Here is a 21806-nt window from a genome sequence, read left to right as displayed (position 1 = left end):
GGGGAGTCGTGATGACGACAGTCCGTGCGTGCGAGCGCCCGTCCCGATGTCACCTTCAGTGCAGCGCCTCCGCGCTGCATCCCGATCACCACGATCGCCTCCTGCGCGTCGACGTCGACCCGGACGTCGCGCTGGAGCTGCTGGAGATCGCGGTCACCTGGCACGAGCTCGACTACACCGACGTATCGGTGCTCGGGCCGGCCGAGTGGCTGACCTTCGCCGCCGCGCACAGCTGGATCGACCCGATCCGTGCGGAGCGCGTGTTCGGCCTTGCCGTCGACATCGTGGGGAGGCGGGCCGCCGGCCCGGCACCCGACGCCGACACGGCGCGCATCTTCCAGTTGGTCAGGGCGTGAAGCACATCTCCTATAGTAGATGACACATCAACTATACGGGTAGGATGTGTCGCGTGCCTCCCCCCGAGTTCCTCGACCTCCCGCCCCGGTCGGCCAAGCCGCGCCGCGTCGGCCTCACCCACGTCCTCGACCAGGGAGCGGGGCTCGGCGCGACCGCCGACGTCCTCGGCTCCGGCGCGGGGCACATCGACATCTGGAAGGTCGGCTGGGGCACCGGCTACGTCGACCCGACGATCGCGGACAAGGTGGCCCTGCTGCGCGAGCGCGGGGTCGACGCCTGCCTCGGCGGGACCCTGCTCGAGATCGCCTGGAGCCAGGGCCTGGCCGAGGAGTGCCTGGACTGGGCGCTGCGGGTCGGGTTCCCCTGCGTCGAGGTCTCGCGCGGGACGGTGGAGATGCCGCTGGACGCCAAGCGTGAGCTGATCCGGCGGGCCTCCGCCGACTTCACGGTCCTGGCCGAGGTCGGCACGAAGGCCCCGGGCGAGCGGCTCGCCTCGCGGAACTGGCCGGCCGAGTGCATCTCCGACCTGGAGGCCGGGGCCCACCTCGTGGTGACCGAGGGTCGCCAGAGCGGCACCGTCGGCACGTTCGACGAGGCGGGACGGGTCCGGCCCGACGTCGTCGAGGCGGTCGTCGTCGCCGCGGGCGTCGACCGCGTGGTGTTCGAGGCACCGCGGACGGCGCAGCAGGCGTGGTTCGTGCGCCACTTCGGACCCGACGTCAACCTCGGCAACGTCGCGCACGACGAGGTCCTCGCGGTGGAGACGCTGCGCCTCGGGCTGCGCTCCGACACCGCCCTCGTCGCGCGCTGCGGGCAGCGCGACGCCGAGCCGGCCTGACGGCCCTACGGCTCGCCGCCTTCCACCGTGACGGTGAGGTACTGCGCCAGCCCGCTGCCCAGGGCGGACCACGCGTGCGGGACGTGGGTGGGGAAGTGCAGCGACTCGCCCTCGGCCACCTCGTACCGCTCGTCGGCGACCGTGACGTCGAGCGTCCCGTCGAGCACGACCAGCAGGACCTCGCCCGCGCGGCGCCTGCCCTTGCGCTGCGTCCCGGCGGCGAGACGGTGGATCGTCGCGCCCGCCCGGAACCGCTCCGCCGGACCGCTGATCGCCGTCGATCCCGCGGTCCGCGGCGGGCGCTGCGCGCCGTGGGCGTGGACGGCGAGCGGTGCGCCCGGCTCGGCGTTCTCGACGAAGTGGCGCACCGGCACGTCGAGCGCGGACGCGATCTTCAGCATCGTCGTGACGGTGGGGACCATGTCCCCCCGCTCCACCTTGTGGACCGCCGCCGCGGACACGTCGGCCGCGTGCGCGAGCTGCTGCAGGGTCATCCCGCGCTCCTGGCGCAGCGCCCGCACCTTCGGTCCGATCGCCTCGACGACGCGCGCCCAGCTCGGGGCGGCCGCCGGCGCGGCCTCCTCGGACTGTACGGGCGGGACGGCACGTGGCGGCATCGGACACGTCCTCCTCGGGAGCGTTGACACGCGGGGCGTGTTAAGTATGGTAGAATTCGCAAGTCGGATAGTGAATGACCAGTGACGGTCCCCAGCATAGACGGTGGAAGGCGGTTCGAACGTGCCGCGCAAGGTAGTGGTGATCGGCGGGGGAGCGGCGGGCCTCGGCGCCGCCGGCGGCGTGAAGGCCGTGGACCCGTCCGCCGAGGTGATCGTCTACACCCGGTTCGAGGACGTGGCGTACAGCCCCTGCGGCATCCCGTACGTGCACGGCGGGGAGATCGAGAGCTTCGAGCAGCTCATCCTCGCGGGCAAGCAGGCCTACGTGGACGCGGGCATCGACGTCCGGTACGAGACCGACGTCACGGGCATCGACACGGATGCCCGCAAGGTCACGGTCGCCGGCGAGGGCACGGTCGGCTACGACCGGCTCGTCATCGCCACCGGCTTCGACTACGCCGACCCCGGCGTGCCGGGCACGGACCTGTCCGGCCTGTACTACGTCAAGAACATCCGGCGGGCCGCCGAGTGGGACAAGGTCATCGAGGAGACCCGGCGCGCGGTCGTCGTCGAGGCGTCGCCGCTGGGGCTGGAGATGGTCACCGCGCTGGCGCACCGCGGCGTGGAGACCCACCTCGTGGACCCCAACCCGTACGCCCTGTCCGCCATGGCCGACCCGGACATCATGGCGCCGGTCGAGGAGTCGTGGCGCGAGCTGGGCGTGCACCTGCACTTCAACACGACGCTCGAGGAGTTCCTCGGCGACGGCAATGGCGCGCTGCGGGCGATCCGGACCTCGGAGGGGGAGATCCCGGTCGAGCTCGCCGTCGTCGCGACGCACAAGGTGCCGAACAACGCCCTCGCCGCGGACGCGGGCATCACGCTGGGGTCGACTGGCGGGATCGTCGTCGACGAGCGCATGAAGACCTCCGCGCCCGACGTCTGGGCCGCAGGCGACACCTGCGAGATCCCGCACGGTCTCACCGGCGTGCCGCTGCAGGGGCTGACCGGCTCGCACGCCTACGCGCAGGGCAAGGTCGCCGGCACCAACGCCGGTGGCGGCTCGCGGGCCTACCGGGCCGTCTACGTCCCGTGGGGGACCCCGGCCGGGAAGTGGGTGATCGGCGGGGCGTCGTTCGGCGAGACGACCGCCACCGCCCTCGGGATCCCCTACGTCCTCGGTGTCGCCGAGGGCATCTCCCGGGCCCGCTACTACCCCGGGGTCAAGAAGGTCAAGGTCAAGCTCCTGGCCGAGCCCGGGACGCTGCGCCTCATCGGCGCCCAGATGGTCGGTGGCGGCGAGGGCATCAAGGAACGCGCCGACTTCCTGGCCACCGCGATCAAGTTCGGGCTGACCCTGCACGACCTGGGCGCGATGGAGAACGTGTACTCGCCCGCCATCGGCGCGCTGAACGAGCCGATCGTCGTGGCGGCCCAGGACGGCGTCGCCAAGGCGGGTGCCTGACCATGGCCCGCCGCACCTCCTTCACGGGCTGGCTGCGCGCCAACGCCGAGCACTACCTGCTCGTCGACGCCCATCGCCGCCTCGCCGCCACGTACGGCCCGGCGCCGCGGCCCCCGAAGGGGGCCAAGGAGATCTTCTGGCTGAAGGTCTTCGCCCCGGCCTACGCCCTGCTGCCCTGGTCGCTCCGGCGCCGGATCATGCGGGCGATGCCGGGCAGCCACCGCAAGACGTGGGCTCCGCCGCCGCAGCTGCGCGGTCCGGCGGTCTGACCCTCGACCCCACAGAGAGAAGGAGAACGCCGTGGCGCAGATCGTCGGTGAGCGGGCCCACTCGGGTGATGCGATCGTCGACTACGAGGAGAAGCTGTTCGACGACATCCAGGCCAACGAGGGCGAGAAGGCGTACGTCTTCATGCACACCGTGCCCTACGAGGGTTCGGTGGGCCTGGTCAACATGCTGACCTGTACGCGGATCAACCGGAAGGGCTTCGACACCACCCTGGTGCTGTACGGGCCGGGCGTGCTCATGGCCTCGGCGACCCGGGGCTTCCCGACCGTCGGCTCCGAGGCCTTCCCGGGCCACATGGCCTACAACAACCAGCTGCAGACCTTCATGAAGGAGGGCGGCAAGGTCCTGGCCTGCCGCTTCGCCATGGCCGCCCTGTACGGCATGCGCGAGACCGACCTCATCGAGGGTGTGCAGCCGATCCACCCGCTCGACGTCCTCGACTGCAACCTCACCGCGCGCCGCGAAGGCGCCCTGGTGATGCAGACCTGGACGCTCTGATCCAGCTCTGAAAGACCGGACGGCCGGTCCGGCCGCGGGCCCCCGCGGCCGGACCCGACCCGCCGGGCGAGGCGAAACCACCATGAACGAGAACGCCGATCGGACGGTCCTCGTCGCGCGCGCCGGCTGGCGCTCCGCGGAGGCCGAGCTGTTCCCCGCGTTGATCGCCGACCCGCACCTCTACCAGCGGACGGTCGAGGCCGTACGGCTCGTGGCGGGCGAGCTGCGGTCCCGCTGTGCCGACTCCCGCGGGCTCCTGGAACAGCGCGGGCGGGCCGAGGAGGTCGTCGCGGCCGCCGCGGTCGACGTCGCGGTCCCGCCGCCCGTCCTGGTCGCCGTCGCGTCGGCCCTGCTGGACCGCGAGTTCGCGGCCGAGCGCGGCGAGCGCGACCGGCGTCGCGCGATCGACGAGGCCCGCGCGGCGGGCCGGGCCTGGGCCGCGTGGGAGGGCCCGGCGGAGATCTCCGAGCTGACGGCCGGCCGCAGCGTCGCGATCCACGTGCCGTCGGGCACGGTCGTGACCGCGGAGGTCCTCGCGTGGTCGCCTGCCGAGCCATACCTGCTCCGCGTCGACCCGCCGGGCGGCGGGCCCGACGCCCGGACGTACGCCGATCGCAACGAGTGGCTCGATGCGCACGACCGGTCCCGGTCGGCCGTCGAGGCCCACTGGCATGAGGAGGCCGAATCGTGACAGCCGTGGACAGCGGAACCAGACGTGAGGTGCTCGGCTGCCGGCAGGCACGCGACGCGGCCGACCTCGCCGTCCACCAGGCGATCCGGCACGCGGTGTTCGTCGAGGAGCAGCACGTGTTCGCGGTGTCGGACCGCGACGCGCGCGACGACGACCGCACCTGCCTGCACATCGTCGGGTTCGTCGACTGCGTGCCCGCCGGGACGGTGCGGCTCTACCCGCTCGACCCCGCCGATCCCGCAGGGGACTGGCAGGGCGACCGGCTCGCCGTGCTGCCGCAGTACCGCCGCAGCGGCCTGGGCCGCCCCCTCGTGCGGTTCGCGGTCGCGGCCGCGGGCGAGCTGGGTGGGCGCCGCATGGTGGCCCGCGTGCAGGCTCCCAACCTCGTTTTCTTCCGGCGGCTGGGCTGGAACCAGCTCGCCGAGCCGGCGCCCTACCTCGGCCTGCCCCACGTGTGGATGGACATCGACCTCGGCAGCGACCTCCACCGCGACGTGGGTAGCCCGGCCCGGCTCAGTGCGTGCGCGGAACGGTGAGGATCAGCCGTCCCGCTGCCGCGAACGACTCCCGCAGGGGCGCGGGCAGCCGCCGGGCGATGCGCTCGGTCGCGGCCCGGCGCTCGGCCGGGGCGCCGAGCTGGCCGATCAGGAGGTCGGAGCCGGTCCGCGCCGCGACCTGGCCTGCCAGATCCGTCTTGCCCAGCGTGGCGAGCGCGAGCGCCTCGTACTTCGGCGACGAGTAGCTGCGGGCCTCGTCGAGCAGCGCCTCCGCGAGCGTGGGGTCGAACCGGGAGCGCATCTCCAGCAGCCGCATGGCCGCGCGCGGGCGGAACGGCAGCGACCGGTCGAGCATCGGGACGGCGGCCTCGACCGCGGCACCCGCGGAGTCCGTGTCGCCCAGGACAAGGTCGCAGTCCGCGAGCGCGAGGAGCGCGTGCAGCTCCTGCTCGAGCTCCAGCGCCCCGCCGCCCCGCCGGGCCAGCTCGACGGCCTGCTCGGCGTGCTCGCGCGCGCGGTGCACCTGCCCGAGTTCCTGCCACATCCACGACGTCGTCGTCTCGATGCCGGCCCGGTAGAAGCTCACGCCCTCGGTGTCGATGAGGCGACGGGCGTTGTCGAGCGCGCGCAGCGCGCCGAAGAAGTCGCCCGTGTCGCCGCGGGTCAGCGCGGTGAAGAACAGCGTCTGCAGCATCGGCCGGAACTCGCCGGTGCGCCGGCACAGCACGGCGGCGCGGGCCAGCACGGACCGGGCCTCGGCAAAGCGGTCCTGGTGCTGCAGCAGCGCGCCGCGGTAGGCGAGGGCCTGGGCGCGCGTCGTCTCGTCCGGCTCGGCGGCGAGGACCTCGTCGTAGGCGGCCTCCGCGCCCGCGTACTCGCCGTCCCAGTGGCGCACCCGGCCCAGCAGGAGCATCGCGCTGGGCAGCGCGCCCGGGGCGGCGGCGGCCGACTCGGCCAGTCCCGTGGCCTGCTCGGCCAGGTCGACGGCCTGCATCGCGTCACGGGCGTACAGCGCGGTCCAGCCGAGCTGCTCGAGCGCGCGCGCCTCCAGCTCCGTGTCGTCGGCCGCCCGGGCGACCTCCAGCGCCCGCTCGTGGTCGGCGCGGGCCGCGTCGAGCCGGCCGAGCTCCCCGCACGCGCGGCCCCGCCGCAGCAGCACCTCGACGGTGTCGTGCGGGTCGCCCGCCGCCTGCGCGGTCTCCAGGGCCTGGGTGAGGAGCTGGGCGGCCTCGCTGTTGGCGAACGCGCGGTGCGCCCGCTCGGCGGCTGCGACGAACGCGCGCGTGGCGCCCGTCCAGTCGCGGGCAGCGGCGAGGTGGCGGGCCGCGGCCTCGGGGTTCGCGGCGAGCAGCTCGGCCGCGCGGCGGTGGCGGCTGATCCGCACGGGCTCGGGCGCGGACTCGTAGGCGACCCGGCGCACGATGTCGTTGGGGAAGTGGAACGTGCCGTCGCGGGTCACGAGCAGACCCGCGCGCAGGGCGCGCTCCGCCTGCCGCGCGCACTCCTCCTCCCCGAGGCCGGCGAGCGCGGCGAGGTCCTCGAGCGGGAACGCGGTGCCGAGGACGCCGGCGACGGCCAGGAGGGAGGCGGTCTCCGCGCCGGCGTGGGCGATGCGGTCGCGCACCGCCCCGTGCAGCGACGGGGGGACCGGGACCGGCGTCACGGCGCCGGCCGCGGCGGGATGACGCAGCAGCTCGGTGACGAACAGCGGCGACCCGCCGGTCAGCGCGTAGAGCTGGTCGGGGTCGTAGCGCACCGCGGCCCGTGCCGCGAGCGTCGCCACGTTCTCACGCGCCAGCGGACCCAGCGCCAGCTGGGCGGCCGCGACGTCGCGCAGCGCCTCGGTGACCCGCTCGTCCTCGGTGGCGCGCTCGACGACGACCACCATGATCCGCCCGCCGGCCCAGCGGCTGGCCAGCAGGTGCAGGGCCTCGACCGTGGAGCGGCCCGCGTGCTGCGCGTCGTCCACGGTGAGCACCACGGGCTGGCGCATGCTCAGGCGGACCAGGAATCCGGCGACCGCGTCCAGGCTGCGGCCGTGCTCGATCTCCGGACCCGCCCGCTCGTAGGGGAGCGGGCCGACGGTCTCGCGCAGCTCGGGCACGAGGTTGGCGAGCGTGCCGCGGCGCGAGCCGGCCAGCTCGGCCGCCTCGGCGGGCCGGAGCCGCTGCGCGGCGCTGGTGAGCGCTTGCACGAGCGGTTGCAGGTAGAGCGAGCGTTCCGCCTCGTAGCAGGTGGCGGTGAGCACCATCGCGCCCGTCCGCCTGGGCTCCTCGGCGAACGCGGAGACGAGGGCGGTCTTGCCGATGCCGGCCTCCCCGGACACGAGCACGAGCCCCGGCCTGCCCGCCGCGGCCGCCGTCCAGAGGGCGCGCAGGCGCGCCAGCTCGGAGGAGCGGCCGACCAGGTCCGGCGTGTCCGCGGCGCCCGGTGGGGAGGCGGGACGGCGGACCCCGACCGCCGGTTCGGCGCGCAGGACCGACAGGTGCACGGCCTGCGTCTCCGGCGAGGGATCGCTGCCCAGCTGCTCGGCCATGGCCTGCCGCAGCCTGCGGTAGGCGATGAGCGCGGCGCCGGAGCGGCCCGCCCGCTGGTGGGCCACCATCAGGACGCGGCAGGCCTCCTCGTCGAGGGGGTCGGCGCGCAGGACCGCGCCCGCGGCCTCCACCGCGACGTCGTGGCCGCCCAGCTCCAGCGACGCGAGGCTCCAGCAGATCCGCGCCCGGCGCAGCAGGTGGGCCACGCCCAGCCGCAGGTGCCGCAGCCACTCGTCGTCCCGCTCCCCGGCGAGCGCGACGTCCTCGCCGAGCAGCCGCGCCGCACTCTCCGCAGCCACGGACGCCAGCGTGTAGCGGTCCTGGGCCAGCTCCCGCTCGGCGGTCTCCACCTGCTCGGCCGCCTCCCGCAGGTCGACGGTCAGGTCGTCGCCCCTGAGGCGGTAGCCGCGGATGCCCCCCTCGATGCGCTCCCGGCCCAGCGCCCGCCGGAGCCGGCTGACCAGCGCGGCGATGTTGCGGTCCGCGCGCTCGGGAGGGTCGGCCTCCCAGAGGGTGTCGACGAGCTCCCCGAGCGGCACGAACTCGCCCACCCGCTCGGCGAGCACGGCGAGCGTGCGCATCGCCTTGCCCACCGGCACCGGCGCTGCGAGGGGGCCCTCGACCCGGAAGGGCCCGATGAGGCGCAGCCGCACCGATGCCCTGGTCATCCTGCGGACTCTACCGATCTGTCGGCGCACTCCGACCGCCAAGGTCTTAACTATCGTGGGGCGAATATGTCGTATAGTGGACGTCTCGGCGAGAGGAGGGTCAACGGACCATGGAGAAGACGGCGGTGGTCGCCCTGGGGGGCAATGCCATCACCCGGCCCGGCCAGGCGGGAACCCACGACGAGCAGCTGGCGAACGTCCGCGCGATGGCCGATGCGGTCTGCCGGCTGCGGGCCGACGGCTGGTCGGTCGTGATCGTGCACGGCAACGGACCGCAGGTAGGCAACCTCGCCATCCAGCAGGAGGAGGCCGAGGCTCGCGTACCGGCCCTGCCGCTGTTCCTGCTCGGGGCGATGACCGAAGGGCACATCGGGTCGCTCCTGACCCTGGCGCTGCGCGAGGCGGGAGGGGCGTGCGGCCCGCAGGTCGTCTCGGTCGTCACGCACGTGCTCGTCGACGGCGCCGACCCGGCCTTCAGCCACCCGACGAAACCGATCGGCCCCTTCCTCGACGCCCGGGCCGCGCAGCGGCACGTGGCCGAGCAGGGCTGGGTCGTGGGCGAGGACGCCGGCCGCGGCTACCGCAGGCTCGTGGCCTCGCCGCAGCCCGGCGAGATCCTCGAGCTCTCCGCGATCCGCGACCTCGTGGCGACCGGCGCGCTGGTGATCGCGGCCGGCGGGGGAGGCGTGCCGGTGGTGCGCGCCGACACCGGGTACCGCGGGATCGAGGCCGTGATCGACAAGGACCTCGCAGCGCAGCGGCTCGCGACCGCGCTCGGCGCTGAGGCGCTCCTGCTGGTCACCGACGTGCCCCGCCTGATGCTCGACTACGGCACCCCGCAGGCCCGCGGCCTCGGGACGGTCTGTCTCGACGAGGCGCAGGAGCACCTGGACGCCGGCCAGTTCCCCGACGGGAGCATGGGCCCGAAGGTCCGGGCGGCCCTGCGGTTCCTCCGCGACGGTGGGCAGACCGCCGTCATCACCAATGCGGAGCTGGCCCCCGACTCGCTCGCCCCCCATCCCGCCGGCACCGACGCCGCGGGCACACGCATCGTCGCCGGCGACCGGGCCGGCCTCACCATGGGAGCCGCCTCGTGAGCCGGATGGACACCGCACTGCTGTACCGGGTGACCGTGAAGCGCGAGACCTACGTCGACTCGGTCGTCCAGCTGTTCGGGACCCGGGCGATGCGTGACGTCGACGGCGTCGACTGGGCGGCGGCGGCGATGGCGACCCCCGCGAACCTGGAGACGCTCAGGGCCGAGGGCTTCGATCTCGCCGACCTCGCCGATATCGAGACCGCCGGGGCGAACGACCTGTTCCTGGCCGTGCGGGCGACCTCGGACGAGGCCGTCGCCGCCGCACGGGCCGCGGCGGAGTCGGCCATGTTCTCCGCCGACGAGCGGGGCGGTGACCATGGCGGCGAGGCGGCCGAGCGGCCGGTCCGGTCGCTGGCCGAGGCGCTGGCGCGGGCCCCGGGGTCGAACGTCGCCGTGGTGTCGGTGCCCGGGGACTACGCCGCGCTGGAGGCGCACAAGGCGCTGTCGGCGGGCCTGGACGTACTGCTGTTCAGCGACAACGTGCCCGTCGAGGAGGAGGTCGAGCTCAAGGACCGGGCGACGAGGCTCGGCAGGCTGGTCATGGGCCCCGGGGCGGGCACCGCCATGCTCGGCCGCACCTGTCTCGGCTTCGCCAACGTCGTCAAGCCCGGGCGGGTCGCGGTGGTCGCGGCCGCCGGCACCGGGGCGCAGGAGGCCGCCGGGCTGGTCGACCGCTGGGGCCTCGGCGTCTCCCACGTGATCGGGCTCGGCGGGCGGGACCTCACGTCCGCGATCGGCGGGCGGATGGCGCTGTCCGCCGTGCGCACGCTCGTCGCCGACCCGGGCACCGACGTCGTCCTGCTCGTGTCCAAGCCGCCCGCCGTCGAGGTGGCGAGGGCCGTGGTCGCGGCCGCGGCCGGCAAGCCGCTGGTGGCCGCGCTGATCGGCGTGCCGGCCGAGTTCGGGGCACCGCCCGGGGCCACCGTCACCCGCACCCTGGAGGCGGGCGCCGTCGCGGCCGTCGCCGCTGCGGGCGGGCAGGCGCCCGACCCCGCCGAGGGGCTCGTGGAGCGGGTGGCCGTCGCCGCCGCGGCGCTCGGTCCCGAGCGCACGCTGGTGCGTGGGCTCTACTCCGGTGGGACGCTCTGCTACGAGTCGCTGGTCGTGCTGGCCGACGTTCTCGGCCCGGTGTACTCCAACACCCCGATCGACAAGTCCCTCGGCCTGCCCGCCCCGCCCGGGGCGCACGTGTGCCTCGACCTCGGCGAGGAGGAGTACACGAAGGGCCGCCCGCACCCCATGATCGACCCGGAGGCGCGGATCGCCCTGCTCAAGGAGGAGGGCGCCGACCCGGCGGTGGCGGCGATCCTGCTCGACGTCGTGCTCGGGTACGGCGCGCACGCCGACCCGGCGGGCGAGCTGGCCCCGATCTGCGCGGAGATCACCGCCGACGGAGGTCCGCAGGTCGTCGTCTACGTGCTCGGCACGGAGGGCGACCCGCAGGGGTACGCGGCCCAGCGGAAGGCGTTCGAACAGGCGGGCTGCGTGGTCACCGACACGGCGGCCCGCGCCGCGCTGGCCGCCGCGGCGCTCGCCACGCGCAAGCCCGAGCTCGCGGCGGCGCGGCTGTGAGCGCGGGTCCGAGCCCGGCGGCGGGTGGCCTGGCGCTGGTCACGCACTCGACGAAGCCACGCGGCGGGCTCGTGCACACGCTGAGCCTTGCCGAGGCGCTGCACGCGCAGGGGTATCCGGTGCACCTGGTCGCGCTCGGCGACCCGCGGGCCGGCCTGTTCCGGCCGACCCGGGTGCCGCACACCGTGCTGCCCGGGCCGTCGAAGACCGGCACGACGCTCGAGGAGCGCGTCTTCGCCGCCATCGACATCCTGGAGGCGGGACTCGCCGACCTGGCGCAGCACTTCGACGTCCTGCACACCCAGGACTGCATCGCGGCCCGGGCGGCGGCCCGGGTGCGCGACGCCGGCGCGCCGGTCACGGTCGTGCGGACCGTGCACCACGTCGACGACTTCACCACCGAGGCCCTCGTGGACTGCCAGCGCGCCGCCATCGTCGAGCCCGACCGGGTGCTCGTCGTCAGCGACCAGTGGCGCGGGATCCTGCGCGACGAGTACGGCCGCGACGCCCTCGTCGTCCCGAACGGGGTCGACGCCGGGCGGTTCCCGGCGCCGCCCGCGGACGTGCGCGCCGCGCTGCGGGCCCGCGTGGCGGCGGACGGGGGGCGGTTCGTGTTCCTCTCGGTGGGCGGGATCGAGCCGCGCAAGGGCAGCGTGCACGCGTTCCGGGCGCTGGCCCGGCTCCGTCGTGAAGGCGTCGACGCCGTGCTCGCCGTGGTGGGCGGCCACTCCTTCCAGGACTACACCGCCTACCGGGAGGCCGCCCTCGCGATGCTGCCCGACCTCGGGCTCACCCTCGGCGAGGACGTCGTCCTGCTCGGCACCGTGAGCGAGGCCGAGCTGGGCGGCTGGTACCACAGCGCCGACGCACTGGCGTTCCCGTCGGTGAAGGAGGGCTGGGGCCTGGTCGTGCTGGAGGCGATGGCGGCGGGGCTGCCGGTCGTGGCGAGCGACCTCCCGGTCTTCCGGGAGTACCTCACCGACGGCACCGACGCGCTGCTGCCCCCGGTCGGCGACGACGCGGCCCTGGCCGCGGCGATGACCCGGCTGGTCCGCGACGCCGCCCTGCGGGACCGGCTGCGGGCCCGCGGGCGGCAGGTCCCGACCCGCTTCAGCTGGGCCGCGAGCGCCGACCGGCACCGCGAGATCTACGCGGAGCTGCGCCCGAGCGTGGCCGTCTGAGCACGGCACTGCGGGCACGTCGAGCGTGCGTTCCTGCATCGCGGCAGGTGAGTGGCCGCACGCTCGGTGAGGATGTGCCCGACCGATCGGCGCGGACGCGACCGTAGCCGGAAAGGGCCGCCCCTCCCTGAGCGGGAGGAGCGGCCCTGTGGTGTCTGCGCGGGTCAGTGCCCGTGACCGTGGCCGGTCCCGTCGCGGTGGTCGTGCCCGGCCGGGCGGGCGGCGAGGGCGGCGGCGCGGTGGGCGACCTCGTCGGGGAACACCGTGCCGTCACCGGCGAGGACGTCCTCCAGGGCGCCCAGCCAGTGGCTGTAGTAGTTCCAGCACTCCCCGGCCGGGTGGCCGGCCTCCCAGCCCGCGATGCGGGCGATCAGCGCCGCCTGGAACTGCGGCCAGGCGAAGAGCCCCGCCTCGTAGAGCGAGACGGCCATGCCGAACGCGCGGCTCTCCCACGGCTCGGCGAACACCAGCTCCCCGTTCGACCGCGGCGGGGCGGCGGGCCCGTCGACGGCCAGCGGCGCACTCACGGCGCGGCGACCTTCGCCACGCCGACCATCGCGTCGCGGGTCACCAGCGCCGCCAGCTCCTCCTCGCCGAGGTCCTCGGTGCCCGCCGGGCGTTCCGGCAGCACGAACCAGCGCACCTCGGTGCTGGAGTCGCGGACGGTGATCGGCACGTCGTCCGGCAGGTCCAGGCCCATCTCGGCGAGCACCGTGCGGGGCTCGCGGACGACGCGCGCCCGGTACGCGGGGTCCTTGTACCAGGACGGCGGCAGACCGAGCACCGGCCACGGGTAGCAGGAGCACAGCGTGCACACGACGACGTTGTGCTCCTGCGGGGTGTTCCGGACGACGACGATGTGCTCGCCCTGCGGCCCGCCGAAGCCGAGCTCCTTGATCGCAGCGGTGCCGTCGCCGAGCAGGCGCTGCTGGTACTCCGGGTCCACCCACGCCCGCGCGACGACCTTCGCGCCGTTCATCGGCCCGACGGCGGTCTCGTAGGTCGCGATGAACTTGTCCATGACCGCGGGGTCGACCAGGCCGCGCTCGGTCAGGAGCTGCTCCAGGGCCTCGGTCCGCAGCGCGGGGGAGAGGTGCTCCTCGGTGGTGCTCATGCCTTCTCCAGGTAGCTCTCGAACAGCTCGACGGTCAGGATGAAGTCCTCGGCGTCGTCCCCGAACAGCTCGTGGGAGTCGAACTGCACGGTGTACACGTGCTGGGCGTTCTCCCCCTCGAAGACGCTGTGGGTGTCGGGCAGGAGGTGCGCGGGCTGGACGGCCTCGACGGTGCCGAGCTTGCCGCTCGCGTAGCGCGGCAGCTTGGTGTGCCGCACGGGGGGCACGTCCTTCGCTCGCACGGAGTCGCCGACGGCGAACGCCGGTGGGTCCTCGACCTGGCGCAGCGAGCCCGCCGCCGTGGCGGCGTAGTCGGGCTTGCTCGGCTCCGGTGCGGGCAGGTCCTCGACGTCCTCGCCCTGGTTGCGCCGTACCCGGACGTCGACGGCGCCGGGAGCGAGGATCCCGCTCTCGACGAGCATGTTCTCGGCGGCGTTGAGCCAGCGGCCGTAGTAGCCGTCGTCGAAGTACGCCGCTTCGTCCAGCTCGCCGAGCGCGCGGCGGAAGGCGTCCAGATTCTGCCCGGAGACCCGGCCCATCGTGAGCAGGGTCAGCGCGAACGCGCGCCCCTCCCACGGTTCGGCGAACACCGGCTCCTCGGCCCGGGGAACGGCTGCCGCTCCCCAACCATCGGTGCCGCCGATGTCGGCGATCGTCTGCATGGCACCACCTCTGTTCATGATAGGAACATCGAATTGAGCATAGTGGATGGATCAGTCGATCCGCGCGGCGAGTTCGTGCAGTGCGGACTCGAAGCAGTCGACCGGCGCCGTCGCCACCCCGGCCCCGATCTGCCCGACCCCGGAGGCGTTGTGCAGGATCCCCGTCGTCACCTTCGGGGTGATCTGCAGCTCCACCACCTTGCGCACGTCCACCCCGAGCGGCGTGCCGGCGAAGCCCATCGGGGGCAGCGTGAAGCGGGTGCTCGTGCCGTGACAGATCGCGCGGAAGCCCACGGTCGCGGCGGCTGCGTCGGCCATCGACCCACCGAGGAAGGCCGCGACCGCCGCCGAGCCACCCGCCGCGGGCCCGCCCAGGCCGGTGAGCTCCAGGACGGCGCTGTCGCCGATGTCGCCCGCCGCGTCGCCGGGCCCGTAGCCGGAGTAGTAGAGCGCGTCGCCGACCGGTGGCGCGTCCGTGACGTGCCACCGGGTCGAGCCGGCGAGCTTGATCCCGAACGTCGTGCCGTTGCGGGACATCGTCGTGACGATGCTCGAACCCTGCACCTGCTGCGCCCACAGCTGCAGCGACTTCGCCGCGGCCATCGCGAGGTTGAGGAAGAACAGGTGGTTGCCCGCGAGGTAGTCGGCGAACGGGCGGCGGGCGGCGTCGGGGAGGTCGGCGATGTGCGGCAGCCAGGTCCGGGTGAGCAGGTTGGTCGCGGCCTGCGTGCGCATGTGCAGATCGTCGCCCATCGTGACGCCCTGGGCGGCGAGCGCCAAGACGTCCAGCCTGCCCGCCGCGTCGAGGATCCGGCGCAACGCGGGCCCGGCGGTCTCGGCGAGGAAACGCAGCCGCGCGATCGCGGCGTCGGTGTCGCGGCCGAACCACGCGACGTCGCCGGGTCCCTGGTTGACCGAGGAGAAGGCGCGGGTCCCGCCCTCGGCGTTGTCGACGACGAGCACGGGCTGGGACGGCCCGACGGCGCTGGCCATCGGGACGACCGTGTCGTGGTGGTTGGCCGCGTCGAGCGTGACGTCCTCGCGGGCCAGCAGCCGGTCCGCCTCGTCGACGTCGGCGGCCCAGCCCTCCGCGACGACCGCGGCGCGCATCGAGCGGCGCAGCGGGTCGCAGTGCTCCGCGTACGGGAGGGTCGGGCCGCAGTGCAGCAGCATCCGGCCCTCGACGCCGGGCACCGCCTCGCCGACCGTCGAGACCGCGGTCAGGTGCGGCACGCCCTGGTCGAGCCGCCGTACGACCTCGTCGTTGGCGGCGTCGACCGCCGCGGCGGCGTCGCCGTACAGCCGGGCCAGCGCGCGCACCGCGGCGCGGTCGCCCCCGGCGGGGATCCGCCACTCGACGTGCTGGACGGGCCGGCCCTGGGCCCTGACGGCCTCGGCGAACATGGGCAGGCCGATGTTGACCACCGCGACCTCGTCGGGCAGCACGGGCGCCGTCATGGCGTCCTCCTCGTTCATCGAAGTAGAAGGTGAGCTACGGGCGGGGGCCGATCTGCAGCAGCGGCGCCGCACCACCGCCGGACGCGCAGGGGGAGGGGTGGTCGGCCTTCTGCACCAGGTTGAGCGACGAGCACGCCTGGCACCGCGCGCATCCCGCGACGGCTGTCTCCGGGCCGAGGCCGCGCTGCGCGAGGAAGCCGGCCACCTTGCGGTAGATCGGCTCGGTGTACTCCCGGCTCGGGGCCGGGACGTCCGCCATCAGCGACCCGGCGACCGGGCGCAGGGGCACGACGAACGGGTACACGCCGATGTCGACCGCGCGCCGGCACATCTCCACGGTGAGCTCGGGGTCCTCGCCCATGCCCAGGATCACGTAGGTGGAGACCCGGCCCTCGCCGAACAGCTCGACCGCCCGCTCCCACGTCCGGAAGTACGTGTCGATGCCCGTGCGGAACTTCCCGGGCGCGACCTGGGCGAGGACGGCCGGGTCGAAGGACTCGACGTGGATGCCCACCGCGTCGACCCCGTGGTCGCGGACCTGCTCCAGCACCACGAGGTCGCGCGGCGGCTCGAACTGGACCTCGACCGGCAGGCCGGCGGCGTTCTTCACCGCCTCGGCGCACCGGGACACGTAGAGCGCGCCGCGGTCCGGCGCCACCGACGACCCAGTGGTCAGCGTGGCGTCGACGGCGCCGTCGAGGTCACGTGCGGCGAGCGCCACCTCGGCCAGCATCTCCGGGGTCTTGCGGGCGATCGTGCGCCCGGAGGCCAGCGACACCCCGATGCCGCAGAACGCGCACTGGTCGGAGTTCCCCCAGTAGTTGCAGGCCTGGACGACGGTGGAGGCGAGGGAGTCCAGGTGCAGCAGGGCGATCTGGTGGTAGGGCACCCCGTCGGCGGTGGTGAGGTCGTAGAAGCGGGGGCGGGAGGTGCCGGACACCGAGGCCAGCTTGACCCCGTCCCGGTAGACGCCCTGGCCGTCGTCCTCGGCGCGCAGGGCGTACGGCGACGCGCTGTTCGGCGGCACCGTGACCGGGACGCCCTCGATCCAGAGCATGCCGGAGTCGGAGGGCCCCGCCCCTCCGGTCCGGGTCGTCTCCAGGTCGGTCTCCATCCGCAGTCCGACCGCCTGCAACTCCATGATCAGTTCGGCGATCCGGGCCTCGGACGTGCGGAACGACGGCGGGGCTTCGGTGAGGAGGTCGGTCATACATCTACTATAGTGGAAGAACTCCACTATCCGATACAGCTAGCGGGGGAAGACCCGTCACGCCCCGCCTGCCGAGCGCCAGGACCCGGGTCTCGAGGGCGCCGGAGCGCAGCCGCACCTCGCCGGAGCCGTCCAGGGTCCCGACGACGGCGGCACCGAGCCCGCGCCCGGTGAAGGCGGCCACGCACTCGCGCGCCCGTCCCGCCGGCGCGCAGAGCAGGAAGCCGAAGCTCGGGAAGCAGTTGAACCACCGCGTGTGCGCCACGCCTGCCGGGGTCGGCACGGCGTCGACGTCGACCGCGACCCCGAGGCGGCCCGCCTCCAGGAGCATCGCCAGGGAGCCGACGAGCCCCGCCATGCTGATGTCCTTCGCCGCGACCACGACGCCGGCGGCAGCGAGGTCGCGCAGGAGTCGCACGTCCCCGGCGCACCGGTCGCGGCGCCCCTCGAAGGCGGGGAAGAACGGGAAGTCGGGGCGCATGTCCCCGTCCAGCGCCGCGGCGACGACGAGCGCCTGGCCCGGCGCGGCGCGGGTGACCGACAGCGGACGGGGCGTCGAGCCGACGGCGAACGCGGAGATCGACGGCTCGCCGTCCCAGATCGTGAGGTGGCCGCCGACGATCGGCACGCGGAGCATCTCGGCGGCCTCGCGCATCCCGGCCAGCGCGGACCGGGCGAGGACCTCGCTGCCCACGATCGTGTCGACGATGCCGAGCGGCTCGGCACCCATCGCGGCGACGTCGTTGACGTTGGTCAGGACCGCGGCGAAGCCCGCCGCCCGGGGATCGGCGCGGACGAACGCGGGGAGCATGGCCTCGCCGCAGGCGATCACGCGGTCGGTGGCGGGGATGGGCGCGAGCACGGCGCCGTCGTCGCCGGGACCGCTCACCCAGTCCGTGTCGCCGAGCACCTCGCCGACCAGCGTGATCTCGGCCTTCGCGTGGAGTGCCGGGTTCGCGCGCACGGACTCGCCGAGCGCGGCCAGGTCGACCCGGTCCCGGGCGAGGAGCTCAGTCATGGACGTACCACCAGATCGCCCGGACGGTCTCGGTGCCGTCGTTGCGCCAGGACCGGGGCCGGTCCGTGGGGTAGTGCAGGGTGTCGCCCGCCTCGACCAGGTACCGCTCGCCGGCGATCTCGACCGCGAGTGTCCCCTCGTCGACGAGGAGGATCTCCTCCCCGGGCCGCTGCGTCGGCGCCGTGCCGGATCCGCCGGGAGGCAGCGTCGCCGCAACCACGCCGGCATGCAGTGGACCCTTCGGCTGCGCGAGCGACTCCGCCGACACGCCGCCGAGCGTCGAGGCCCAGTCCGCCGGTGGCGTCGCCCGCTCGTCCCACCGCCGGTGCACCGCGACGGGGTCGGGCGTGCCGTCGTCGATGAAGAACCCGACCGGCCGCTCCAGCGCCGCCGACAGCTTGAGCAGCGTGGTGATCGTCGGCACCATCTCGCCCCGCTCGACCTTGTGGATCGCCGCCGCCGAGACCTCGGCCCGGCCGGCGAGCTGCTGCAGGGAGAGGCCCAGCTGCAGGCGCAACCGGCGGACCCTGGGCCCGATCGCGTCGACGACGTGCTCCCACCCGTGGGTACGATCAGTGGGCTTCGGGTGCGCGCTCGGCTTCATCGGGTGCTCCTCCGGGACGGCACGTCTTTTCTATCATAGACGGCCGTTCCCTATGGTGAATATTGCGAGGCTGATGCGGCGCTACGGCCCCACCCGCCCGACGATCACTCCCGCGCGGTCGATGACGACCACGTCCACCTCCACCGGCGCCCCGCGCAGCACGTCGAGCGCGGTGGCGCAGGCGCGGCGGGCGGCGAGCGTCCCGAGGTCGAAGCCGTGCTCGCGGCAGATGCAAAGGGCGTCGAGCGCGGTGTTGGCCCGGGTGATCTCGGCGGCGAGCCGCGCGCCGCCCCCGGCAGCGGCGACCACCCGCGCAAGCGCGGCGAGGTCGACCTGCGACCGGCCCGAGTGCAGATCGAGGTGGCCGTCGCCGAGCTTCACGAGCTTGCCGATCCCGCCGCCGATCGTGAGCCGCGGGACGGGGTGGCGGCGCAGGTACTTGAGCACCGCGCCGGCGAAGTCGCCCATGTCGAGCATGGCCTCCTCGGGCAGCCGGTGGAGGTCCATGACGGTCTTCTCCGACGTGCTGCCGGTCGCGGCGCCGACGTGGACGTACCCGACGGCGCGGGCGACGTCCACGCCGCGGCGGATGCTGTCGATCCACGCCGAGCAGGAGTACGGCACCACCACGCCCGTCGTGCCGAGCACGGACAGCCCGCCGAGGATCCCCAGCCGTGGGTTCCAGGTCTTCGTGGCCAGCTCCTCGCCGCCCTCGATCGAGACCTCGACGACGACGTCGCCCGGCGCCCCGTGCGTTTTCGCGAGCTCCGCGACCGCCTCGCGCATGAGCCGGCGAGGCACCGGGTTGATCGCGGGCTCCCCGACCTCCAGCGGCAGCCCGGGCCGGGTGACGGTGCCGACGCCCGGCCCCGCCCGGAACGTGACGCCAGACCCTGTCGGGCCGGGCCGCACCGTGGCCGAGACCAGCGCCCCGTGGGTGACGTCCGGGTCGTCGCCGGCGTCCTTGACGATCCCGGCGGTCGCCGACCCGGCGCCGAGCCGCTCGTGGGCGAGCGCGAACGCGGGCCGGTGCCCCTTCGGCAGCGTGATCGTCACCGGGTCCGGGAACCGCCCGGTGAGCACGGCGGTGTACGCGGCCGTGGTGGCCGCGGTGGCGCAGGCCCCGGTGGTCCAGCCGTGCCGCAGCCCGCCCCCGGCGGCGTGCCGCGAGCTCACCGCCGGTAGTGCCGCGGGGTGAGCACGACGGTGCGCCCGGCCCGCTCGACCACCCGCGTCTGCGACGAGCCCACGATCACGAGCGTGCGCATGTCGACCAGCTCCGGGTCCAGCCCGCCCAGGGTGGTGATCGTGATGCGCTGGTCGCTGCCCCCGACATCGCGGCCGAGGACCACCGGGGTGTCGGGTGCCCGGTGGCGCAGCAGCACGTCGCGTGCCGCCGCCACCTGCCACGGGCGGGCCTTCGAGCGCGGGTTGTAGATCGCGATCGCCAGGTCGGCGCCCGCGGCCGCCGCCAGCCGCTCCTCCACGACGTCCCACGGTTTGAGCCGGTCGGACAGCGAGATCATCGCGTGGTCGTGGCCGAGCGGCGCGCCGACCGCCGCGGAGACCGCCTGGGCGGCGCTCATCCCGGGTAGCACCCGCACCGGCACGTCGAGGTACTTCGGCTCGGACGCGACCTCCAGCACCGCGGCGGCCATCGCGAACACGCCCGGGTCGCCCGCCGACACGACCGCGACCGACCGCCCGGACGCGGCCAGGTCCAGCGCCAGCGCGGCCCGCTCGGCCTCGACCCGGTTGTCGCTCGGATGTCGTGCCTGGCGCGGGTTGGGCGGGACCCGGTCGAGGTAGGGGCCGTAGCCGACGAGGTCGTCCGCCTCGGCGAGCGCCGCGGCGACCTCGGGGGTCAGCCGGTCCCGCCCCGCCGGACCGGTGCCGACGACGACCACCTCTCCCGCCCGGTCGGTGCGGACCTCCGCCGGCGCCGGGACGGCGGTGGCGGCCTCGCCCGGCAGCAGCGCCACGGCGAAGTACGGCACCGAGCCGGGGTCGACGTCGGCGAGCCGGCCGGTGCGCTGCCCGCTCATGGTGGCCCGCTCGACGTAGTGGGCCTCGTCGAGCCGGCCCGCGTCGGCGAGCGCGCCCCGGACCGTGCCGAACGTGCGGCCCAGCTTGAGGACGGCGACGGCGTCGGCGTCGCGCAGCCGCCGCGCCAGCTCCGCGCGGGCGAGCGTGCCGGGCAGCACGGTGAGCACCTCGTCGCGTTCCACCAGCGGGCGGCCCAGCGCGGCCGCGGCGGCGCTGACCGACGTGACGCCCGGGACGACCTCGGTCGGGTAGCGGTGGGCCAGCCGCTTGTGCATGTGCATGTAGGAGCCGTAGAAGAGCGGGTCGCCCTCGGCGAGGACGACGACGTCGCGCCCGGCGTCGAGGTGGGCGGCCAGGCGCTCGGCGGCCGCGGCGTAGAACTCGTCGATCGCGCCCTGGTAGCCGCCGGGATGGTCGGTGTCCTCGGTGGTCACGGGGTAGACCAGCGCCTCCTCGATCTGGTCGCCGCGCAGGTGCGGCTCGGCGATCCGGCGTGCGATGGAGCGCCCGTGCCGGGCCGAGTGGTAGGCCACGACGTCGGCGGCGGTGATGATCCGCGCCGCCTTGATCGTGGTCAGCTCGGGATCCCCCGGCCCCACGCCGACGCCGTACAGCCGTCCGGTGCCCATTCCCACCTTCACTCCTGCTCGCTGGCCAGGGCGTTGACCGCCGCGACCGTGATCGCGGAGCCGCCGCGGCGGCCGTGCACGACGAGGTGCTCCAGGTCGCTGCGCCCGGCGAGCTCCGCCTTGGACTCGGCCGCCCCGATGAAGCCCACCGGGATGCCCAGGACCGCCGCGGGCCGCGGCGCCCGGCGGACCAGTTCCTCACCGGTGATCCGCTTGAGGAGGTAGCCGCACGCTCCGGCCTGCAGTGCCTGGAACAGGTACTGCTGGTCGTCGTAGACCGAGAGCAGGACGATGCGCCGCTGCGGGTCGCGCTCGCGCAGCGCCCGGCAGAGATCCAGGCCGGTCGCGCCCTGCATCCGGAGATCGGAGACGACGATGTCCGGACGGAGGTCCTCGATGACCGCCAGTGCCTCATCGAGGCCGCTCGCCCGCCCGACCACGCGGACCCGCGCCGGGAACGGGCTCAGCATGGCGGTGAGACCGGCGACGACCATCTCGTGGTCGTCGACGAGCACGACCCGGATCGGGCCGTCCGCCGCCGTCGACGAGGGCAGTCTCATGAGCGGACGATAGGCGGCCGCCGCGCGGGCCGGCAGGAATTCCACCCGCGGCTCCCCGGCACGGGGGAGGCGACGCGGCCGCCGTCAGGGTGACGGCGGCCGCGCGGTGGGTGTTCAGGAGACGGGTGCGGGCGTGGGTCGGGTCGCCCGCTGGACGAGGGTGGCCAGGGTGAGTGCCAGGACCGTCCAGAACACGA

At 74.6% G+C, this 21806-nt stretch carries 22 protein-coding genes; 10 read left to right on the top strand and 12 right to left on the bottom strand.

Features of this window, described 5'->3' with window-relative positions; all coding sequences use genetic code 11:
- Positions 1–11 precede the first annotated feature (11 nt).
- Together AB7J25_RS09335 and AB7J25_RS09330 are read left to right on the top strand one after the other, a co-directional pair.
- On the top strand, positions 12–356 hold the full coding sequence (locus AB7J25_RS09335; protein ID WP_428507172.1) for a hypothetical protein: 345 nt from the start codon (positions 12–14) through the stop codon (positions 354–356).
- Between the two features lie 53 nt (positions 357–409).
- Positions 410–1195: a phosphosulfolactate synthase gene (locus AB7J25_RS09330; protein ID WP_428507170.1), complete on the top strand. Its 786-nt coding sequence runs from the start codon at positions 410–412 to the stop codon at positions 1193–1195.
- Between the two features lie 5 nt (positions 1196–1200).
- Here the strand turns inward: AB7J25_RS09330 and AB7J25_RS09325 are convergent, their stop codons facing one another.
- Complete coding sequence (locus tag AB7J25_RS09325) at positions 1201–1812, bottom strand: helix-turn-helix domain-containing protein (RefSeq protein ID WP_428507168.1); 612 nt, start codon at positions 1810–1812, stop codon at positions 1201–1203.
- Between the two features lie 121 nt (positions 1813–1933).
- Here AB7J25_RS09325 and AB7J25_RS09320 point away from each other — a divergent pair, with 121 nt between their 5' ends.
- From AB7J25_RS09320 to AB7J25_RS09300, 5 genes are all read left to right on the top strand, one after another.
- Positions 1934–3277, top strand: coding sequence for an FAD-dependent oxidoreductase (locus AB7J25_RS09320; RefSeq protein WP_428507166.1), 1344 nt, complete (start codon positions 1934–1936; stop codon positions 3275–3277).
- Between the two features lie 2 nt (positions 3278–3279).
- On the top strand, positions 3280–3546 hold the full coding sequence (locus AB7J25_RS09315; RefSeq protein ID WP_428507164.1) for a hypothetical protein: 267 nt from the start codon (positions 3280–3282) through the stop codon (positions 3544–3546).
- A 31-nt stretch (positions 3547–3577) separates the two neighbouring features.
- Positions 3578–4063 carry an MSMEG_0572/Sll0783 family nitrogen starvation response protein gene (locus tag AB7J25_RS09310; protein WP_428507162.1) on the top strand — a complete coding sequence of 162 codons (486 nt, stop codon included), beginning with the start codon at positions 3578–3580 and terminating at the stop codon, positions 4061–4063.
- Between the two features lie 82 nt (positions 4064–4145).
- Entirely contained in the window at positions 4146–4754 is a 609-nt protein-coding gene (locus tag AB7J25_RS09305; RefSeq protein ID WP_428507160.1) for a hypothetical protein, read from the top strand.
- A complete protein-coding gene (locus AB7J25_RS09300) occupies positions 4751–5290 on the top strand; it encodes an MSMEG_0567/Sll0786 family nitrogen starvation N-acetyltransferase (protein WP_428507158.1) in 540 nt (179 codons plus the stop codon). Before AB7J25_RS09305 ends, AB7J25_RS09300 begins: the two co-directional genes overlap by 4 nt.
- On the opposite strand, the gene AB7J25_RS09295 is transcribed toward AB7J25_RS09300, so the two are convergent.
- Entirely contained in the window at positions 5268–8456 is a 3189-nt protein-coding gene (locus AB7J25_RS09295) for an ATP-binding protein (RefSeq protein WP_428507156.1), read from the bottom strand. The genes AB7J25_RS09300 and AB7J25_RS09295 overlap by 23 nt on opposite strands.
- 110 nt (positions 8457–8566) lie before the next feature.
- Here AB7J25_RS09295 and AB7J25_RS09290 point away from each other — a divergent pair, with 110 nt between their 5' ends.
- The 3 genes from AB7J25_RS09290 to AB7J25_RS09280 are packed head-to-tail and all read left to right on the top strand — an operon-like array spanning position 8567 to position 12308.
- Positions 8567–9553: a carbamate kinase gene (locus AB7J25_RS09290; protein ID WP_428507154.1), complete on the top strand. Its 987-nt coding sequence runs from the start codon at positions 8567–8569 to the stop codon at positions 9551–9553.
- Positions 9554–9558: 5 nt separating this feature from the next.
- Positions 9559–11127: a protein FdrA gene (locus AB7J25_RS09285; protein WP_428507257.1), complete on the top strand. Its 1569-nt coding sequence runs from the start codon at positions 9559–9561 to the stop codon at positions 11125–11127.
- Positions 11124–12308, top strand: coding sequence for an MSMEG_0565 family glycosyltransferase (locus tag AB7J25_RS09280; protein ID WP_428507152.1), 1185 nt, complete (start codon positions 11124–11126; stop codon positions 12306–12308). Before AB7J25_RS09285 ends, AB7J25_RS09280 begins: the two co-directional genes overlap by 4 nt.
- A 164-nt stretch (positions 12309–12472) precedes the next feature.
- Here AB7J25_RS09280 and AB7J25_RS09275 read toward each other — a convergent pair whose 3' ends face one another.
- The 10 genes from AB7J25_RS09275 to AB7J25_RS09230 all read right to left on the bottom strand — a co-directional run bounded on the left by AB7J25_RS09275 (position 12473) and on the right by AB7J25_RS09230 (position 21609).
- The gene (locus AB7J25_RS09275) at positions 12473–12835 is read right to left on the bottom strand and encodes a nitrile hydratase accessory protein (protein ID WP_428507150.1); all 363 of its coding nucleotides are present in this window, start codon (positions 12833–12835) and stop codon (positions 12473–12475) included.
- Positions 12832–13422, bottom strand: coding sequence for a nitrile hydratase subunit alpha (gene nthA / locus AB7J25_RS09270; protein WP_428507148.1), 591 nt, complete (start codon positions 13420–13422; stop codon positions 12832–12834). The genes AB7J25_RS09275 and nthA overlap by 4 nt, the downstream gene beginning before the upstream one ends.
- A complete protein-coding gene (nthB, locus tag AB7J25_RS09265) occupies positions 13419–14084 on the bottom strand; it encodes a nitrile hydratase subunit beta (RefSeq protein ID WP_428507146.1) in 666 nt (221 codons plus the stop codon). The genes nthA and nthB overlap by 4 nt, the downstream gene beginning before the upstream one ends.
- Positions 14085–14135: 51 nt before the next feature.
- A complete protein-coding gene (locus AB7J25_RS09260) occupies positions 14136–15542 on the bottom strand; it encodes a DUF1116 domain-containing protein (protein WP_428507144.1) in 1407 nt (468 codons plus the stop codon).
- Positions 15543–15576: 34 nt separating this feature from the next.
- Entirely contained in the window at positions 15577–16752 is a 1176-nt protein-coding gene (locus tag AB7J25_RS09255) for an MSMEG_0568 family radical SAM protein (protein ID WP_428507142.1), read from the bottom strand.
- A gap of 7 nt (positions 16753–16759) precedes the next feature.
- Complete coding sequence (locus tag AB7J25_RS09250) at positions 16760–17770, bottom strand: AIR synthase related protein (protein ID WP_428507140.1); 1011 nt, start codon at positions 17768–17770, stop codon at positions 16760–16762.
- On the bottom strand, positions 17763–18374 hold the full coding sequence (locus AB7J25_RS09245) for a cupin domain-containing protein (protein WP_428507138.1): 612 nt from the start codon (positions 18372–18374) through the stop codon (positions 17763–17765). The genes AB7J25_RS09250 and AB7J25_RS09245 overlap by 8 nt, the downstream gene beginning before the upstream one ends.
- Before the next feature lie 81 nt (positions 18375–18455).
- Positions 18456–19550 (bottom strand): cobalt-precorrin-5B (C(1))-methyltransferase, encoded by a 1095-nt coding sequence (locus AB7J25_RS09240; protein WP_428507136.1) that lies wholly within the window; start codon positions 19548–19550, stop codon positions 18456–18458.
- Positions 19547–21049, bottom strand: a complete 1503-nt coding sequence (locus AB7J25_RS09235; RefSeq protein WP_428507255.1) for a precorrin-2 C(20)-methyltransferase — start codon at positions 21047–21049, stop codon at positions 19547–19549. Before AB7J25_RS09235 ends, AB7J25_RS09240 begins: the two co-directional genes overlap by 4 nt.
- 8 nt (positions 21050–21057) lie before the next feature.
- A complete protein-coding gene (locus AB7J25_RS09230; protein ID WP_428507134.1) occupies positions 21058–21609 on the bottom strand; it encodes a precorrin-8X methylmutase in 552 nt (183 codons plus the stop codon).
- Positions 21610–21806 lie beyond the last annotated feature (197 nt).

This window comes from Pseudonocardia sp. (assembly GCF_050246655.1).
In the GTDB taxonomy this organism is placed as follows: Bacteria; Actinomycetota; Actinomycetes; order Mycobacteriales; family Pseudonocardiaceae; genus Pseudonocardia.
The sequence above is the reverse complement of the archived record's forward strand: the minus strand, read 5'-3'. Positions and strand labels throughout refer to the sequence as shown.

What these genes read in the sequence shown, in the direction of transcription:
- AB7J25_RS09335 (WP_428507172.1), top strand. Translation starts at nt 12, where the DNA reads ATGACGACAGTCCGTGCGTGCGAGCGCCCGTCCCGATGTCACCTTCAG.
- AB7J25_RS09325 (WP_428507168.1), bottom strand. Translation starts at nt 1,812, where the DNA reads ATGCCGCCACGTGCCGTCCCGCCCGTACAGTCCGAGGAGGCCGCGCCG.
- AB7J25_RS09315 (WP_428507164.1), top strand. Translation starts at nt 3,280, where the DNA reads ATGGCCCGCCGCACCTCCTTCACGGGCTGGCTGCGCGCCAACGCCGAG.
- AB7J25_RS09305 (WP_428507160.1), top strand. Translation starts at nt 4,146, where the DNA reads ATGAACGAGAACGCCGATCGGACGGTCCTCGTCGCGCGCGCCGGCTGG.
- AB7J25_RS09295 (WP_428507156.1), bottom strand. Translation starts at nt 8,456, where the DNA reads ATGACCAGGGCATCGGTGCGGCTGCGCCTCATCGGGCCCTTCCGGGTC.
- AB7J25_RS09290 (WP_428507154.1), top strand. Translation starts at nt 8,567, where the DNA reads ATGGAGAAGACGGCGGTGGTCGCCCTGGGGGGCAATGCCATCACCCGG.
- AB7J25_RS09285 (WP_428507257.1), top strand. Translation starts at nt 9,559, where the DNA reads ATGGACACCGCACTGCTGTACCGGGTGACCGTGAAGCGCGAGACCTAC.
- nthA (WP_428507148.1), bottom strand. Translation starts at nt 13,422, where the DNA reads ATGAGCACCACCGAGGAGCACCTCTCCCCCGCGCTGCGGACCGAGGCC.
- nthB (WP_428507146.1), bottom strand. Translation starts at nt 14,084, where the DNA reads ATGCAGACGATCGCCGACATCGGCGGCACCGATGGTTGGGGAGCGGCA.
- AB7J25_RS09260 (WP_428507144.1), bottom strand. Translation starts at nt 15,542, where the DNA reads ATGACGGCGCCCGTGCTGCCCGACGAGGTCGCGGTGGTCAACATCGGC.
- AB7J25_RS09255 (WP_428507142.1), bottom strand. Translation starts at nt 16,752, where the DNA reads ATGACCGACCTCCTCACCGAAGCCCCGCCGTCGTTCCGCACGTCCGAG.
- AB7J25_RS09250 (WP_428507140.1), bottom strand. Translation starts at nt 17,770, where the DNA reads ATGACTGAGCTCCTCGCCCGGGACCGGGTCGACCTGGCCGCGCTCGGC.
- AB7J25_RS09245 (WP_428507138.1), bottom strand. Translation starts at nt 18,374, where the DNA reads ATGAAGCCGAGCGCGCACCCGAAGCCCACTGATCGTACCCACGGGTGG.
- AB7J25_RS09235 (WP_428507255.1), bottom strand. Translation starts at nt 21,049, where the DNA reads ATGGGCACCGGACGGCTGTACGGCGTCGGCGTGGGGCCGGGGGATCCC.
- AB7J25_RS09230 (WP_428507134.1), bottom strand. Translation starts at nt 21,609, where the DNA reads ATGAGACTGCCCTCGTCGACGGCGGCGGACGGCCCGATCCGGGTCGTG.